Origin of the sequence: Gimesia sp. (genome assembly GCF_048262075.1) — a bacterium.
In the GTDB taxonomy this organism is placed as follows: Bacteria; Planctomycetota; Planctomycetia; order Planctomycetales; family Planctomycetaceae; genus Gimesia.
Genome location: NZ_JBLXFK010000003.1, coordinates 123,433 through 141,612 on the forward strand (window position 1 = coordinate 123,433; position 18,180 = coordinate 141,612).

13 protein-coding genes are annotated in these 18,180 nt (G+C 50.1%); 2 read left to right on the forward strand and 11 right to left on the reverse strand.

Annotated features, from left to right (window positions below; all coding sequences use genetic code 11):
• Positions 1 to 49: 49 nt before the first annotated feature.
• Positions 50 to 1,081 (forward strand): FAD:protein FMN transferase, encoded by a 1,032-nt coding sequence (locus ACN0YH_RS07925; protein ID WP_417379033.1) that lies wholly within the window; start codon positions 50 to 52, stop codon positions 1,079 to 1,081.
• A 12-nt stretch (positions 1,082 to 1,093) separates the two neighbouring features.
• Positions 1,094 to 2,008: an aminotransferase class IV gene (locus tag ACN0YH_RS07930; RefSeq protein ID WP_417379034.1), complete on the forward strand. Its 915-nt coding sequence runs from the start codon at positions 1,094 to 1,096 to the stop codon at positions 2,006 to 2,008.
• 479 nt (positions 2,009 to 2,487) lie between these two features.
• Here ACN0YH_RS07930 and ACN0YH_RS07935 read toward each other — a convergent pair whose 3' ends face one another.
• From ACN0YH_RS07935 to ACN0YH_RS07985, 11 genes are all read right to left on the reverse strand, one after another.
• Positions 2,488 to 2,622, reverse strand: a complete 135-nt coding sequence (locus tag ACN0YH_RS07935) for a hypothetical protein (protein ID WP_417379035.1) — start codon at positions 2,620 to 2,622, stop codon at positions 2,488 to 2,490.
• Between the two features lie 236 nt (positions 2,623 to 2,858).
• Positions 2,859 to 3,662: a hypothetical protein gene (locus ACN0YH_RS07940; protein WP_417379036.1), complete on the reverse strand. Its 804-nt coding sequence runs from the start codon at positions 3,660 to 3,662 to the stop codon at positions 2,859 to 2,861.
• Positions 3,663 to 4,053: 391 nt separating this feature from the next.
• The gene (locus ACN0YH_RS07945) at positions 4,054 to 4,944 is read right to left on the reverse strand and encodes a hypothetical protein (RefSeq protein ID WP_417379037.1); all 891 of its coding nucleotides are present in this window, start codon (positions 4,942 to 4,944) and stop codon (positions 4,054 to 4,056) included.
• A gap of 272 nt (positions 4,945 to 5,216) precedes the next feature.
• A complete protein-coding gene (locus ACN0YH_RS07950) occupies positions 5,217 to 8,726 on the reverse strand; it encodes a tetratricopeptide repeat protein (RefSeq protein ID WP_417379038.1) in 3,510 nt (1,169 codons plus the stop codon).
• Positions 8,727 to 8,974: 248 nt separating this feature from the next.
• The gene (locus ACN0YH_RS07955; RefSeq protein WP_417379039.1) at positions 8,975 to 10,423 is read right to left on the reverse strand and encodes a DUF1501 domain-containing protein; all 1,449 of its coding nucleotides are present in this window, start codon (positions 10,421 to 10,423) and stop codon (positions 8,975 to 8,977) included.
• A gap of 5 nt (positions 10,424 to 10,428) precedes the next feature.
• The gene (locus ACN0YH_RS07960; protein WP_417379040.1) at positions 10,429 to 13,035 is read right to left on the reverse strand and encodes a PSD1 and planctomycete cytochrome C domain-containing protein; all 2,607 of its coding nucleotides are present in this window, start codon (positions 13,033 to 13,035) and stop codon (positions 10,429 to 10,431) included.
• A 194-nt stretch (positions 13,036 to 13,229) separates the two neighbouring features.
• Positions 13,230 to 13,625: a carboxypeptidase-like regulatory domain-containing protein gene (locus tag ACN0YH_RS07965; RefSeq protein ID WP_417379041.1), complete on the reverse strand. Its 396-nt coding sequence runs from the start codon at positions 13,623 to 13,625 to the stop codon at positions 13,230 to 13,232.
• Between the two features lie 105 nt (positions 13,626 to 13,730).
• Entirely contained in the window at positions 13,731 to 14,669 is a 939-nt protein-coding gene (locus tag ACN0YH_RS07970) for a DUF1559 domain-containing protein (RefSeq protein WP_417379042.1), read from the reverse strand.
• 389 nt (positions 14,670 to 15,058) lie between these two features.
• Entirely contained in the window at positions 15,059 to 15,994 is a 936-nt protein-coding gene (locus ACN0YH_RS07975) for a DUF1559 domain-containing protein (protein WP_417379043.1), read from the reverse strand.
• A gap of 381 nt (positions 15,995 to 16,375) precedes the next feature.
• Positions 16,376 to 16,837: a carboxypeptidase regulatory-like domain-containing protein gene (locus ACN0YH_RS07980; RefSeq protein WP_417379044.1), complete on the reverse strand. Its 462-nt coding sequence runs from the start codon at positions 16,835 to 16,837 to the stop codon at positions 16,376 to 16,378.
• Positions 16,838 to 17,005: 168 nt separating this feature from the next.
• Positions 17,006 to 17,974: a DUF1559 domain-containing protein gene (locus ACN0YH_RS07985; RefSeq protein WP_417379045.1), complete on the reverse strand. Its 969-nt coding sequence runs from the start codon at positions 17,972 to 17,974 to the stop codon at positions 17,006 to 17,008.
• Positions 17,975 to 18,180: the final 206 nt, after the last annotated feature.

Sequence of the window (18,180 nt, forward strand, 5' to 3'; positions counted from 1 at the left end):
TTTACTCCGTATCGGTAAGCTGCAATCGGACTTTGAATCGGGATTGATAATGTCATACATTATTCAGACGTGCCTGCTGCTCTCCACATTGTCAGGCAATCAACAGTGCACGGATAGCGAAATTCTGAATCGGTATGAATTTCAGGAAGTACATATGGGAGTGCAGTGGAGAATCGTATTATATGCTACCGACAAACCAATCGCAAACAATGCCGCTCAAAATGCTTTTCAGCGTGTAAAGGAACTTAACAAACTGCTCAGTGATTATGACCCGGAAAGCGAGTTAAATAAGTTATGCCGGTTATCCGGCCCCGGAAAGCCGATCCCGGTCAGCTCCCCCCTGCTGGAGGTACTGAAAAGAAGTCAAGCACTCTCACGGGAAACAGCAGGAGCATTTGATGTTACCATCAGCCCGGTAGTCCGTCTCTGGAGAAGGGCCCGCAGACAAACCAGACTGCCGGACCCTGTTCGACTGGCTGACGCTCGCGCCAAAGTCGGTTACCAGTCCCTGAAACTATCAGAGCAGAAACAAACCGTCGAACTGCTGAAGGATGACATGCGACTCGATCTGGGAGGGATTGCCAAAGGATATGCAGCCGATGTCGCCTTGCAGGTTTTGAAAGAACGCGGCATCAACCGCGCCATGATCGATGCCAGTGGCGACCTCGTTCTCGGCGACCCACCGCCGGACAGTTGTGGCTGGAAAATCGGCATCTCTTCGTCAGACGCTCCGCAGGCAAAAATCGACCGCTTCCTTTATCTGCACAATATGGCCGTCGCCACCTCGGGTGATGCGTTGCAGCATGTCGTCATTGATGGCACACGGTACTCACATATCGTCGACCCCCGCACGGGCCTGGGTCTCACCGACCAGAGTCGAGTTACAGTCATCGCGTCCGATGGCACTACAGCAGACAGTCTCGCCTCCGCTATCAGTGTTCTCGGTCCTGTTGCAGGAATCAAACTTTTAAAACAGAAACCAGGTACTGCCTGCCTGATTTTGCGTCATGAAAACGATAAGATGAAGTCTTATGAATCCCCCTGTTTCTTCTGCTATGAGCTGAAACCTAATCAAGAATAAACTGGAACCGACATGATGCAGAATCTGGTCTATCTCAATGGCGAATATGTACCCGCGGCTGAAGCGAAAATCTCGATCTTTGACGGCGCGATCAGCCTCGGCATGACTGTCACCGAATCTACACGAACCTTCGCCCATCAGCCATTTCGCTTGCGAGATCATCTTGAGCGTCTCTACCTCAGTCTCAAAGCAGCCCGCTTCGATGCCGGCATGACGCTCGAAACAATGGAACAACTCACCCTCGAAGTCTGGGAGAAAAATCGACCACACTATCCCGTTGATACCGATGCCTGGATCATTCACAACATCACACCCGGCCAATGGGTTCCCTCCAGTGGACAGAAGCCGCCTGAGTCCAAGCCCACCGTCATGATCGTTACACTCCCTCTCGATCTCTCTTACTGGGCTGAATTCTTTCGAACAGGCTGTCATGCTGTCACTCCTTTCACTCGCGTACAACCGGCTCAATCCCTTGATGCGCGGATTAAAAACCGTAGCCGCTTCCTCTACACAATGGCCGAATCAGAAGTCAAACTGGTCGACCCGCTCGCACAAAGTCTCATTCTCGATACCAATGGCTTTCTCTCCGAAAATAAAGGCGGCAACTTTTTTCTGGTGACCAATGGTTGCATTAAAACGCCCAGCACCATCAACTGTCTGAATGGCATCAGCCGTCAGACCATCTTCCAACTGGCGAATCAACTGGAAATCCCCATCGAAGAATGTCAACTGCTTCCCTACGATGTCACCACCGCCGATGAAGCCTTTTTTACCAGCACTCCCTACTGCATTATGCCCGCCACAAAATTTAATGGCATCACCATCAGCAACGGCGAAGTCGGCCCGATCACCAGAAAACTGATCAGTGCCTGGAGCCAGCTCGTAGGTATGGATATCCAGGAACAGGCTCAACAATCGCTCTCCTGAACGGCGCCCCTGTCACAACTGCAGACCACGTAACCAGATGGTTCTGCACATGAAGTTACTTGCTCCTGACATTCACTTGTGAATATATTTTCTCTCACTGATGAAACTCCCCTTGACGCCTGCCCGCCGTTCGCCATCATTCCCGCTTAAATGTGAGTCGCGCGCGTGGTCCACTATTTTTGCACCTGATCATCACAAACCACTGAGAAAACCCGCACTATAAAAGTCCCCTGTTTCTGAACAATTTTGAATAAAAGCTGCTCAAACATTCTCTGTGGGTCGACACACAACGCCCCGCTATCACAACGGGGCGCCCCGGCATCGCCTTCCTGTCGGCACAGATCAGCAAATATCGCCACAACTTTTGTTGCATAAGCTCTTGACTCCCCCACGCCATTCGAGAAAATCCACCCCACTGGCACAACATTTTTTTCGTCTCCTTATCAATTGAACAACAGAGCTTCCATTCCGCAGAGCTTCTATTCAAAGACAGAATCACCCCCACACCACCACATCAATAGATAGGCCTGAATCAATTTCAGGCCGAGCGCAGCGAACAGAAAACAGCACATCATACAGATCAGCACAAGCCAGGCGAGGTGAAGTTCAGACATCACAACCAACTCTCGCCAATTGCAGCTTGCACTGAGCAGAAACAGTGCAAGCTGCTGAAATGAGGAGTCCACAAAAATACCTGCGGCATAAAAAAAGCCACGCTCTGGGAAGCGAGGCTAGAGCACATCACATTTAACTATAGCGTCTCTCAATCTAATGTACTCGGGCCAAACAGCCCTGGAGACGCTACAGTAAAACGGGACACAGTCTAAGACTGGTTTTTATTACATGCCGTTTAGGGAACTTTGACGTCTCCAAACAGCTTGAGTGCTGTTGCTCTGGAAGTAGTGTAGACCACCATGTCCTGGGAAGGAATCGTTGTTTTCCAGCATTCCCCCTCTGCATCGAGGAACTCATGAAACACCTGATTGGGCGCGGTGCTGTGTGTGACCACCACGTGCAGCAGACGTTTCTCAGTACCATCCTGGAACAGCGTGTTTTCAAAATCACGCGCCTCAAAGCGGATCGTGTCCACTTGAGCCGACCTGGGATCAAATGTGGAAATGACCCTGGTTTCATTTGCTTTCAGCGGTTGTTTCAACAACATCCGGTCGGCATAAGCCGGGCCCTTCACCCCAATCGGAAATTCTTCAGTTCTTGTCGCTACCCGGCCATTGGCTTCCGTCTTAATCTGCAATTGACCATCTGCAACACGCCCCTGCTTGCGCGTGCTAGCTAAGGGCGGGTTCTGGACCTGGTATCGAAAGGCGAGCACATCGCCGTCAATCGTTTCCTCAGTCTGAATCGTAATTTTAGAACGGGTATCGGAGGGAACACGCACTCCCCCTTTTCGGCGTGGCAGCGTAACATCGAAGACTGAAGTATGCTGATTAACGACAACCTGTTTCCCGTCCCGGTTGACTGTTTCGACTGCATCGTGAACATAGCCAATGTTCGAGCCTCCCACATAGATCATCCGCCATTGCTCTCGCGATTCCAGCGGTCTTGCCGGACGTCCCTCATTACCCTGTTGGGAATAAGCAGTGCAGGCGAAATGGGATACGGCCAATGTGAATACAAAAACCAAATTACGCTGCATGATAAGACCTCCTGATAGATCGTTGATAGACTATCTGTAAGATTGAGAACCTGGTTGCCTTTGGCAGTGGGCGGCCTGATTTATAAGTATCCAGACACTGGGCAAGTCTGACCACTTTACGTAATCCACCACAACCATTTTGCCTAAACCTATCATACCCCCCAGGATTTCGTGCTGCAACTACCTGAGTACAATTATTATCCCCGGGGCGACATGACCAGTGGAAATCAGAGAGAAAAGATCCGCCGCGTGTGCCCTTTGGGTAGGACTGTTAACCCCGCCCAAATGATCGCGTAACCATCCCCACACCGATGGCATCTGACACACTGAGATACAGCATTTTCAGCTGCGCAAAAATGTCGTACTGAGGCGATCGCATGCAACCCGGATATTAGAGCTGACTTGTTTCCTCTCGAACGGTTTCGGGAAGCATTAACACTGCTCCCAGGAAGAAACAGACCGCGCCTTGCAGTGTCAATGCCACCGACAGTGTCTCTCGCCATGTCGCAGCGGGTGCGGGTAATGATATCGCCAGGAGCGCAGAAATCATAAAGCCGATACATCCCAGCAGATTGATCAACACGATCCACCAGGACAGATTTCCCGGTTGCCAGGCCCAATAACGATGCCCGGTTTCGATAAAAGCCAGATAACCCGACGCCAGAAACAGAATCGAACCCCCGAAATTCGGAATCCAGACCAGCAGATCGGTCTTGAACCAGGACAGGGACGGCAGCATCGCATCAAAGGTATTGATGTTGAACAGAATCGTTCCGGCAAACTGCAGAGCACAACTCAGCCAGCCTGCGCTGGCCGGTTTCCAGCCAAACACTTTCCGACGACCCGGTTGTTCCTGTTCTTCATCGGGAAGTGCGCCTGAATTCGCTGCCTGAAACAGTTGCAGATAAGCCGCTGTTGTGAACGGGATCGAACCGAAAAAGTAGATCCCATTGACCTGAGAGGGAGCCAGAAAAAGTGCTGCCGCCAGATCAGGAGCAAGATTCAGAATACTGGCGATGGCAAACAGGGACGCCCCCACGGCAAAGACAACACCAATCCACCAGTTCAATTCGTGTGGCATCCACAGACAGCGGAGTAACAGCTTGCCGACCGCTTCGACCAGGCCGATTTCCCGGGTAACCAGTTTCTTACGATGTTTGCGCGAGAGCCATTCCTGTATTGAGCCATTCGCATGCCGAAACACTCGGTGCGTAATAAACGGAGGTGGCCCCTCCGACTTGACGCACTCCCATCCCTGTCTATTCTGGCGACGTTCTTCCATGACGGTTTTCTATTGGAGACAGATCAGCGAAGAATGATTGTGGATTTGATAGAAGAAAACGAAATTGATCTGTTTTCTTAGCTGCATGCATACCACAGGATCAGCAACTGTCTTGAAGAATATCAAGCGAAGAGAAGATTTTCACCCCCGATCGTGAGTGTTCTTCAAAATGGATTTGTGAGTGCGCAGTATTGAAACAGAAGGCAGAACGGAAAAGAAGTTCACGCAGATCATTTTGCCACACGCAGTAAGAGGTACACTTGCTCTCCCGATCAGGAACGCTTCCCTAATCGCAAAGGTGTTTTCGCCTCATAGAGTTTCTGGCGTTTCTGGTAATGTCGTTTGAGACGAAAGTTGCTTTCGCTCTCAATCGCATTTTGATTGTACTCCTTCGCCTTACTAAACTCTTTGAGTTCGGCATAAGCGGCTGCCAGTAACGCCATGTTTTCAGATTTCTTCTCGGTCAGGAGTCGGGCCGCCTGTCGGGCATGGTCAAAGGCCCGTTTTCCGTTCCGTGCCTTGTCATCCGCACTGGCAGCCAGCAGTAATGCGGCTTTTTGATGAGCAAAGTAGTTATTCGAATCCAACTGCACTGCCTGCTCATAATCTTTGATGGCAGCCTGATCCTTGCCCGTCGATTCCAAAAATTCGCCACGACTCATCCAGACTTCCGGCACCTGTGGTGAAAGTTCGATTGCTTTGTCAAAGTCCTGCAGCGCCAGATCACGTTTTTTCAAGGTCGCATACAGATGGCCCCGCCTGACCAGTACCAGGCTTGATTCGGGGAACAGTTCAGCCGCCCGGTTCAACGTCACCAGTTCCAGGTCGCGTTTCTTATGATACCCGTAAGCATGCACTCGATCTAACAACCCCGGTAACCCTGCCGGGGTATTCTCTGATTTTTTCGTGTCGGCAGGCTTTGGCTTGTTTTTCAATTTGAGCAGCGTAAATGCGGCCAGCCGGGCGGTTCTCTGCTCCGAATTCCCTGAATCTGCTGCCTGCTGCAGATACGGGATGGCCAGCTTGTGCTGCTTTTTCTGCAGTAAGGCTTTGCCGATGAAGTACTGAAAGTTGGTACGAATCTGCTGATTGGGTGGCTGCTGCAGATACCAGTCGATCACTTCGGCGGACGGAATGTCACTTCCGGTCAGAATCTGTTTGAACAACAGGATCTGCTTGATCTGCGGTACATGATAACTTTTGCCTTGGGAACGAAATTCAATCTGAATCGCTTTCGAGAGATATTCATCCCGCTCTTTCGTCAACCCTAGTTCGTCTGCCAGCAACGCAGCTATGATCGCCGGAAACGCTTCCGCCACGAAATCGTATTCCTCTGCGGAATAGTTCCAGACTTTCATCGCGGTCCGTGGGTTATTTTCCAGAATCAGATAACTACCGACCGCAGAGAGTTGACCATATATCAGCTGGTCCGCGATGAGAAAACGATTATCAGGCAGCGGCACGTTGGAATAATATTCCAGCACAGGCTTAAGCTGGTCTTGAAGCGGCCCGGGAGGTTCCAAGCCGTGAGCGCGGCACCAGGCGTGAAAATTAAATTGATTGTTATAGCGGAGCGACTCCTGTTTTCGCAGCTCGAAGGCACTGTCCAGATCACCCAGCAGTCGATGACACTCCGCCCCGATTCTTAACCCCCGACTGGAATTATTTTTCACTACCAGTTCAGCATAGGACAAAGCCTGCTGATAATCTCCCTGTCGAATATAATATTCCGCGAGATCAGCCTGCTGACGCCGCTTCTGCAGCGATCTTTTGTCTGCCAGTTTGAGCGCTTCCTTAAGCAGCTTCAATTCCAGTTCCGCGTTCTCCTGGACCCGGGCCAGATTAATTAATGGCTGAATATTTTCATAGGAAGGTTCCTGATTGTACATTGTCTGATAGATAGATTCGGCGCGGGGATAATCAAACCTGAGCAGATACTGCCGTGCAATCGCACGAATCAGCAAATCGGCATCAGCATAATTCTTGAGTAATTCAGTGATTCGCTGCTGGTTCTGCTCCCAGTTGTAATTCAGTTCCTGCATGATCGTATAAGGCGCATGCGGACTGACGGCTGTCAGATAGGGAACCCACTGCTGTTTTTCCGCTTCGGGGACTGCATGGTCAATCGCGTAAGCCAGTTCAGATATTACATGACCGGCATTGCGAATAAAGGTAGGAGACCGAACCGATTCCAATGGTTCGTCAGGCAGGCTGATCTGACGATCTCGCACCAGAATGGGATACGTTGCCGGCGTCCAGTATTGTCCCGGCACAAAACGCAATTCGGAAAACGCGTCAGTCGCGACCGCTTGCTGCCAGGCAAAGCTCTGCAGAAACGGTTTGAAGGGATGCTTTGCGAGCGACATCAAAAACAGATCGAGAATCGGGTCCGCATTCACAGCCCTCAGTTCCTGAATACGACTGATTAAATCCCAGGCCTGCAGCATCGTCAGTTCCTGCACTGTACTTGCCAGCATCGAAAATGAGGGCTCGTTTTTTTCATCCGGACTGGTTCCCATAGCATTCAGATCAGCCACGATGGAATCGCGACTCTTAATCAGGTTTGGCAGTTTGGTCCCGGTTCTTTCCGGCAGCATTCTCAAAACATTTTTTTCTTCAATATAACCAAATGCGTAGTTAATCAGGTCCTCGTTTGCATCATGAATCATCGCCAGACTCTGGCCATCACTGATGGTTCTGGGGCTGGTATAAAATGCCCGGGGGGAGCGGGAATCCTGTTCCAGATAGGCATCGACGGCTTCATTCTTCTGTTGAGATGTACCGAAATAAGTTACCTCTAACAGCTTGAGATAGCGTCGGAGCAGTTCATTCTCCGGGCTTAACTTCTTGCCTTCCAGAAGCTTTTTGTCGTATAGGCAGTGTGCTTCAATCACAGGTAACCACTGCGGAGATTCATTCAGCTTTGGCTGGAGAGCGGACGCCGTTTCCAGATCTTTCAGCGCCATCCGATCCAGGCCGACTAAGGTGCGCACCAATGCGCGGTACGAAAACGCATAGGCTTTGTGCGGACACTTGATCTGCAGTCGCTCCGCATACAATAACCCGCGTGCTTTGGCCGCCAGGGGAATCAGGCTCCAGTACTGTTCCGTCAACGTCCCATATAAAGCATAACTTTGCGCGAGAGTCGCCAGCCGCTCCGGAGACTCCCCCTGCTCGTTGATCTCACGGTGCGTATCGATCAGCCGGGTGAATTGTTGCCGATAATTTAATTTTTCCGGCTTGATAAACAGGGGCTGATTCCGTGAAAGTTCAGTCGTCGCTGCTTTTCGTTTCAGCGGGATGTAACCAGCCTGCTGCAGGAGGTCTTTAAACCAAGTGCGAGAGTATTCTTCTGCTAAGCGGGTTACATCAGTCAGCGGAGTGCGATTGGTCATTTTCAGATCCCGCTTCTCAATCAGCTTTTCTGTATCACCATCCCGCTGCATGACCTGAACAATATATCGATGCCTGCGGTTAATGGTGACATGCACATTGAAAACCGGAACATCCCCGGTGGCCCCCGGTGGCGGAAGCTGATCTCCCAGAGAAGCATCACGTGTCCGATAGCCCATTTCCTCGCGCGCCGCGATCAGAAAGGCTTGCCGAAACAGCTCGCGAACTAAGATGCTGGGCACCCGGACATTCACATCCTGTTTCTGCAGATCCAGATAAACGGGCTGTCGCAATGCCGCTGCTGACAGCTTCTGACTCGCCTCCAAAGTCGATGAAAACAAACCCGTCGCGCAGACAATACCGATCAGCAGCAGCCCGGCCCAGTTCATTCGTTTCCCAGCCATGGGCTGTTGAAAACAAACGCTCGAAAAAAGAAAACGAACTCGGTTAAAATGAGCTGAAAACGACATGCGAAAACCACCCTGAAAAATCACTGTGACGACTGCTGACTAAGAACCCCCAGCATAGCACACACCGGTACAGTATCCAATTAAAACCAGGCAGAAATAAGCCATCGAGTCATTTTTTCGGCGACGCGGGAAATCGAGGGCTTTTAAGAGATCAACTTCCAAGTCCATCAGACAATCAGATTCTCCAGCACTTTGCCCTCGACACCCGTCAGTCGATAGTCGAGCCCTTTGTGTTTGACGACCAGCCTGGTGTGGTCAAAACCCAGTTGATGCAGGATCGTCGCGTGCAGATTATGAATGTGCACTTCGTCTTCCACGGGATGAAATCCCAGTTCGTCGGTTTTGCCGATGATCGTTCCTGGTTTGATCCCGCCGCCGGCCATCAGCATGGTAAAACTGAAGGGATGATGGTCGCGGCCTTCTTTGCCGGGCGTGGAACCTCTCCGCACTTCCGTCATCGGCGTACGCCCGAATTCGCCTCCCCAGATCACCAGGGTGTCATCCAGCATGCCGCGCTGTTTAAGGTCTTTGATCAAGGCAGCACTGGGCTGATCGGTCATGTTGCAGTTGGTTTTCAGATTCTGATTCAGGTTCGAATGATCATCCCAGGTGGAATGATAGAGTTGGACGAACCGCACGCCGCGCTCAATCATCCGCCGCGCGAGCAGCGCATTACTGCCAAACCAGTTGGTCGTTTCGTGATTGATCCCATACATGTCAAGCGTTGCCTGTGACTCATCTTTAAAGTCCAGCAGTTCCGGCGCGGAAGTCTGCATGCGATAGGCCAGTTCATAGGAGGCGATCCGCGACGCAATTTCCGGATCACCAATCTGATCGAACCGCAGACCGTTCAGATCCCGAATCGCATCCAGACGATTACGCTGCGTGGTCTGGGAAATACCGTCCGGATTAGAGAGATACAAAATTGCTTCTCCTCGACTGCGAAACGTCACCCCCCGATACGTTGAAGGTAATATTCCATTTGTCCACAGGGAAGAACCGCCATCAACGCCTTTTCCCGAATTCGAAAGCAGCACCACATAACCCGGCAGATTCTTCGATTCGCTGCCCAGCCCATAGGTCACCCATGAACCCATACTGGGTCGATCAAACATCGTCGAACCGCTGTTCATCAGCATCTGGGCCGGATGATGGTTGCTGACATCAGTGTGCACCGTGCGAATCATACACAGGTCATCCGCGCCGCTTCCCAGGTGAGGCAGCAGGTCAGAAAACTCGATCCCGGCTGCACCATATTTTTTGAAGCGCCGCGGAGACGCCATGACTCGAGCCGTCGTTTTAATCAGCGCATCATTGATGCCTTTCAGAAAGGATTCCGGGACCGGCTGACCATGCAGTTTCTGCAGCTCTGGTTTAGGGTCGAACAGATCCATCTGACTCGGTCCGCCTGACATGAAAATGAAGATGACATTTTTTGCTTTGGGTTTAAAGTGAGGCGATTTGACGGCGAGGGGATTGACGGCATTGGAAGCTGACATCCCTGCCACAGACTCTTCCGCTAACAGCTGCTGTAGCGCAATTGAACCCAGGCCACACGCGGAGGACTGTAAAAAGTGGCGGCGTTTCAACTGAAGATGCTGCTCTGGTTCCCTCATCGTATTCAATCCCGTGTAATAAATTCATGCAGATTGAGTAATACACTAGCCACGACGGTCCACGCCGCCTCTTCCTTGGTGCACTTTCTCTTTGATGCTTCCGACTGATTCCACTCCTGCTGATACAGTAACTTTAATCGTTCCAGCTCTTGTTCCTGTGGTTCTCGTGCCAGACAAAGCCGGAAGGCATAGCGCAGTTGTTCCTCAAGATCACTTTGCTGTTCACGCAATACGCGCTGCGCCAGGTGACGGGCGGCTTCAAAAAACACCGGATCGTTTAACAGCGTCAAAGCCTGTAACGGTGTATTCGAACGATCGCGACGGCTGCAGCTCTGACTGGGATTGGGTGCATCAAAAATCACAGACTGTGCATACGGTGAAGTCCTTAAGGTCAGCGTGTAAAGCCCGCGACGATAACGCTCCTTTCCGGTACTGATGTCCCATGAGTTTGAACCGAAGCCTTCCATCACCACACTGGCAGGTTGAGGCGGTCGCACACAGGGGCCACCCTGTTTTTCTGATAAGAGCCCACTCACCGCCAGTGCCTGATCGCGGACCGTTTCCGCCGGCAGTCGCAGACTGACCTGATGACTGAGCAACCGATTCGAGGGATCCTGCTGGTGAATATCGGCCCGCATGCGAGCTGATTGACGATACGTGGCAGAAGTCACGATCAGACGATGCAGGTCTTTGACATTCCAGCCCTGACTGCGAAAATGATAAGCCAGCCAATCCAGTAACTGCGGATGCGAGGGCGCATCGCCTTGCGTGCCGAAATCATCTGAGGAGACTACGATCCCCTGCCCGAAGTATTCCTGCCAGATCCGATTCACCGTCACCCGCGCCGTCAGCGGGTTGTCCTTCGAGACCAGCCACCGCGCCAGGTCGAGGCGGTTCTGTTTCTGCTGCTCCATTGCAGGTAAAAAAACGGGAGTGCTCGGCTCGACCGGAATTCCGGGAGACTGAAAAGAACCTCTTAAATGCACAAACGCCAGTTGCGGTATTTGCATTTCCCTCACCGCCGGTGCCCGGGAGACGGCAGGATACGCTTTACGGAGTTCACCCAGTTTACTGGCGAGTTCCCCCAACTTGAGTTCTTTAAATTTGCCTCCATTGACCAGATGCCCCCGCCCCAGAAAATAATCGAGCAGATCGTCCTGCTGTCTCTGATTACGCTGAGCGGGTTCCATCTTGAGTATCTCCAGCCCTTCCTGCTGCCCTTCTCCGGTCCCTACGCCCCAGACCAGCCCCATTACTTCCCAGGCACGTGCCCAGTGATGATCGTCGGCCGGATGCATGGCGGCATAGAGCATTTTCTGCTCCCATTCCCGCTGTAGTTTTTCCAGTGGTTCACGGATCGGATCAATCAGAGCCTGGCGTTTCTCCAGGTACTCTGCCTGCTGCTGCAGACGTTGTTCCTCTCCCTCTAAGGGCGCATCGATATTGACTTCATAAGCGGAATTGAAAAACGCATAGAACTGATAAAATTCTTTTTGCGTGATCGGATCGTATTTATGATTGTGACAGCGACAGCACTCCAGGGTGAGCCCCAGCCAGACCGTGCCCATCAGTTTGGTACGATCAACGACTTTATTCACCCGGAATTCTTCGAGGTCGGCTCCCCCCTCGCGATTACTGAGTGTCTGCCTGAGAAAACCCGTTCCCGCGTGTTGTGCAGGTGTTGTCTTTGGCAGCAGGTCACCCGCCAGTTGCTCAATTGTAAACTGATCAAAGGGTTTGTTCTCATTCAATGAGTTCACGACCCAGTCTCGATAACGCCAGGCATGCGGACGGACCGCGTCTGTCAGATAGCCATCGCTGTCCGCATAGTGACAGAGGTCTAACCAGTGTCGAGCCCACTTCTCACCAAAGCGGGGTGAAGCCAGCAAGCGATCAACCAGTCGTTCATAGACTTCTGGACTGGAATCGTTCAAAAACTGATCCACTTCTGCCGGCGTGGGAGGCAGACCGGTCAGGTCAAGCGTTACGCGTCGAATCAATGTGGTTTGGTCGGCGGCTTCCGCAGGCGATATTTTTTCCTGTTCCAGACGCTGTAGAATAAAGTGATCGATTTCATTCTCGCACCAGTTTTCATTCTGAACGACAGGCAGTTCCGGATTGATGATCGGCTGGAACGACCAGTGCTGCTTTCGCTGTATTGATTTCGCACCGAGAACCAGATTTTCCGGCCAGACAGCTCCCTGTCTGATCCATTGACGAATCGCAGTGATTTCCTGCATGCTGAGTCGTTCGCCTTCTCCCTCGGGAGGCATGACGATTTCATCCTGATGCGTTCCGGAAATCATCTGTAAGAGCGGGCTTTGATCTGGCTTACCGGGAACAATCGCCGTTCCATAGTTACCGCCGCGCAAAGCAGATTCTCGCGAAGTCAGTGAGAAACTGCTTTCCGGCTGCTCCGAACCGTGACAGCTGAGGCAGTGTGTTTCCAGAACGGGCTGGATCTCACGCGTAAATGGAATCGCATCCGTTTTTTGTGTGTTGTTCTCTTTTTCCGCAAACGCGAACGAAAGAGACATCAGCAGAAGCACACAACCGACGCGCAGGTGAAGATTCAGAAAACCCGACATACAGGGAAATAATCGATCTCGCATCAAATCTCCTCTGCCACATAGGGAAGCCGGAACCGTTTGATCTCACTCGATTTAATATAACCTATCTTTTATGCGTTGAAAAGGACCGACTCTCCCAGCAGATTTTATTACCCCGGATACCAGACAGTAAAACACAGACAGGCTGGGAGAAACAGATTTTGCCAGCCTGTCTTTATTGAGTTCAAAGCTTCAAATTATTTTGCACTGGTTAAATCAAAATTGAAGGTTTTGTCTTCTTTCGAAACCCCGGCTTTGAGTGAAGTTTCTTCGCCCTGGTATTCTTTGAGTGCCGGGTTGGGACCACCATTCGACATCCGATCCACCGTAATTTTATAATCGCGGGGCGCGTTCACTGACATGGTATAACTGCCTTTGCTGTCCGTAATCGCAAGAGCTGGACCAACCAGCGGATCGCCGTCGGCGGGAACAAATGTGACTTCTGCTTCTTGCAGCGGTTTTCCATCCAGGGTCACAACACCCGTTATCTCTACAGCTTCACTGGGATCAACCATTTTCTGTTCAGAGCAGCCCAGGCTGATGAGACTGAAAAATACGGGGATCATCAGCATAAAACATCGATACGTTCTCATAGTTGTTTCACTTTTTCTAAATCATTCAATCAACGGATAAAAATAATACACACTGAGAACCCTTCAGTGTGTATTGAAAAAAACAAAATAGTTCACTCACAAACATTAATTAGGCACTTCCGCTATTTCTCCGCCCATCGGAGTACAAAGTGCCTGCCACTGACGGCCATCAATATTGTTACTGATGAAACGCACGGCTCCATCCATGAACCCACAATGCACGCCCCCGGTATGGGCACTGCCTACAGTACCCCAGTTTATCGTAGTACTGTAAGTCGGCACGGGATTATTAGGTGTTGATATAGTTCTCGTCGAGAATCCAATATTGCCATACCCCACAGCAGGGTCAAACCAGCTGCGCCCCATATTATTTTTATGGGAAGTAGGCAGGACGTAATTCAATCCTTTGGCAAATTCTGAAAAGGTGATCGTATTACTGGTTCCATCAGTCACATTTCGTAAACGCATCTGGGGAGCGTAAACAGCCCCGGAGACATCATCCGTCATGCCCCAGCGAGATGCGAAGATCCCGTTGGTAGTATCACTACCATGACGACCGCACAGCCCATAACCGTGATTGGCACTCGCAGTGGGATAATTGTGCTGTGCATAAGTCGCATCATCAATGAGGAGTGCACTGGGACAAATGAAGACATTTACTTTGGTGCGTCGTACCTCAGCATTGGCAGCGTTTTGTGGATCTACCGAGAAATCAATTTTGTTATATAGATTTGTCTGATCCAGGTAAGGCAACAACATGGTGTAAATGGTATAGGCATAGTTCCCGTTGTCGGTCTCACAACAGCAGGAAGTGGCATTATAATGGTTCACGCCACGGGGAATCACACCGGATGTCGTATCAATGTAGTTGTGTAACGCCAGGCCCAGTTGTTTCAGATTGTTGCGACACTGACTGCGGCGGGCGGCTTCGCGGGCCTGCTGAACAGCGGGTAAAAGAAGTGCAATCAAAATGGCGATGATCGCGATCACCACCAATAGTTCAATTAAAGTAAAACCACGTTTACGTCTCGAAGAATGAGGCATCACAATACTCCTGAAAAAGAACCGATTTAATATAGAAAGGTCAGTAAATAATTATTTAGTTCTCCAGTGGTAGCTGTTTAATGAGCGGAATGCTCAGATTGGATCTCTCAATTACATCAAAATACACTTATAAATAGCAATATTATTATCATCTCTTTTTACTAATTTTAGTTAATTAATAATTTGACCATTTTTTATTAACTAACCTGATTTTCTTAACCCTGTTTATTGGAAATGGGTTTCAATGAAAATTCTTCACCTTTAAGATCAGCATTCTGAATCCCCGGATTCGCATCGACCAATGCCCCTGTGAAACGAAAACACACGCCTGGATCTGTCCAGAGCGTGCGTTATCATCTGTTTTCTTGTACTAAGACAAAGAACCAGACTCAGGGAACCTGAACAACTTCCCCTCCCATGGGAGTGCACAGTGCCTGCCACTGTCTACCATCGATATTACTACTGATAAAACGAACCGCACCATCCATAAATCCACAATGCACACCACCGGTATGGGCACTACCCACCGTGCCCCAGTTGATTGTGGTGCTGTAAGTTGCCTTCGGATTATTAGGAGTTGCATCGATGCGTGTTGAGAAACCAACGTTTCCATAACCGGCTGTCGCGTCATACCAGCTGCGTCCCATATTATTTTTATGAGAGGTGGGCAGGATATAATCCAGCCCTTTGGCGAACTCGGAAAAGGTGATCGTATTACTGGTACCATCCGTAATATTTCGCAATCGCATTTGCGGATCTGCCACAGCACCAGAGACACTATCCGCAATTCCCCAGCGTGAGGCAAAGAGACCATTCGTGGTTCTTGAGCCATGCACCCCGCACAATCCGTAGCCATGATTGGCACTGGCGGTTGGATAGTTATGCTGTGCATAAGTCGCATCATCAATAACGATCGCGCTCGGACACATGAAGACCGTTACCTTTGTTTTCCGTGCTTCCGCATTGGCCGAATTCTGTGGATCGACTGCGAAATCAATCGTGTTATACAGATTGGTCTGATCCAGATAAGGTAGCAGCATGGTGTAGACAGTATGGGCGTAGTTCCCATTATCATAAGTACAACAGCAGGAGGGGGAGTTGTAATGATTCACCCCACGCGGAATCACGCCAGCTGTGGTATCAACATAATTATGTAATGCCAGCCCCAGCTGCTTCAGATTATTACGACACTGACTGCGTCGTGCTGCTTCGCGGGCCTGTTGAACCGCCGGTAACAGTAAAGCAATCAGAATGGCAATGATCGCGATTACCACCAGCAGTTCGATCAGCGTAAATCCCCGTTTTCGCTTCAGAGAATGAAACATAAAAAATCCTTAATTAAATAAAAAATAATTTTGATGAACTACAAGAGTACTAAGAATTCTGCCTCAAGAACCTCCATCGATGCATGCTTTGTGCGCTGAAACCAGCCCAGTAAAATATGGATTCAGGGAGATTTTAAAGTTAACTGTGGAATCCGCAAAATCGATGCCACAATACCAACCAGATAGCGAAAGCAGACTTTACCACCGGGACAATATGTTCGATCAGGCAAAAAGCATCGTAATATTATGTATACGTATCAATATTATATTGACGCAAGTCGATCGCGGGAGTCTACGTAAAATAGATTCATTCAGCCTGGGGAACTGGCAAATGCAGACAGGCAGCTCCACCTTGTAACCGCTGCACCCCATCAGATCAGACTATTTTGCCTTCAACTCAAAAGGAAATTCACCACCTGCCTCTGTGACTTTGGCGGTCAGTTTCGAATCGGTGAAGCTGCTATACATGGGTGGCAGTGCTTCATCAGCGCCAAGGTTAGCCGGTGGCTCTGATCCATCAATTTTGATTGGAGTTCCATCTGCTTTCAGGAAATAATTGATTACAACGCGGTACTCTCCCGGAGGTGCACCCGCGGCTCCTCGAATCTGCTGCAACGTGTATTTCCCTGACTCATCGGTCACCCCGACACATTCAATTCCTTTTGTCGTTCCCATCGGAACGAAGGTCACGGTAGCAGACATGATCGGGTTTCCGTTCAATGTCACGACTCCCGAAACAGGAGCCGTATCAGGCAACGATTCCGCGACCGTTGTTCCACCACACCCGGTTAATCCTGCTGTAAAAACCAGTAACAGGGAATAAAGACTCAGACGATAGTACATTGCTGTTTTTCCTGAAAATTCCGGGCTGCTCCGTTTATGCTATGACATACAGAATCAGTTCGGATTTAATTTGAAGCATCTGTCTGCAGTCCGGCTTCTGACTGATCTGAAACATCGGAAGCGACAGATTTGAATCTGTGAAATGATCCTCAAACGACCGGCTTACAATCAGAACTCTCCCAGCACATTACCGTCTGCCATACGGGCCAGGTTCTGTCGTGTGGTGGTATCGATATTCTCACTGATAAAGCGAACGGATCCATCAGCCAGTGTGAAGTGAGCGCCACCCGTATGCAGACTTCCCGCATAAGCCCAGCTCCCCAGTTTTCCCTGTGGCTGTTGCTGCGGTGAAGCAGAACTGTACCAGAACCGATTGATCGGATAAGAGACCAGGTTCAAACCGACCATCACGTGACCGCGATAACCCCAGGCATTGGTACCGCCGTTGTAAACATTGCGTGTCGTTTCACCGACCATCATCGTATTGCTGGTACCATCCTTGACATCATCCAGGCGGCATTTACTGTTGTCACCAAACATGCAGCGATTTGTGGGTGCTGTCCCGGACCAGTTTTCGCAAGAGTTATACGGAGTGATGGTAATGAAATCGTAATTCGTTTTGGCACCCCCGGTACCGGTATTCGTTGCTGAAATCCCATAGCTGCTTGTAGGAGCGGAAATAAATTCGGTTCCTGAATCAGAAGGACACAGAAACACAGTCACCAGAGTTTTGACGACGGCTGCATTTCCATTCGTCACAGGATCATCCCCCGCAGACAGAGTCCCTGGCCCCGTTGAGATACTGGAGTGTGTCGTGGCACAGCCACTGGAGTTATACTGATTATAGAGGTTTGACTGATCCAGATAGGGAAGAATCATTGTCAAACCAGAGGCCATCAACCGGGGAGTCGTACAGCGACCGATATGAGCTGGTGGCAACACCGAAAATGTTTCATGATAATTATGCAACGCCAGCCCGAGTTGCTTCAAATTGTTCTTGCATTGTGAACGTCTGGCTGCTTCGCGCGCCTGCTGTACGGCAGGCAGCAGGAGTGCAATCAAAATCGCAATGATCGCAATTACCACCAGCAACTCAATCAGAGTGAAACCGCGTTTACGTTGAACAAACCCTGACATCAGTATCTCCTGGAAATATATTGGATGAAATTAAATAATTTGAATCATTCCGTTCAGGCTGCCTGCTCAACTGCTTGTCGAACCTGCAAGGCTGCGACAATTTTGTGCTGAATTGGATTCTGAAAATCGGCTTTTTTCAACAAACCTTAATTAAGCAAAATCAGTGCCACTTTCTTTCTGGAATTCAATGAATCTTTTTTGAGTCA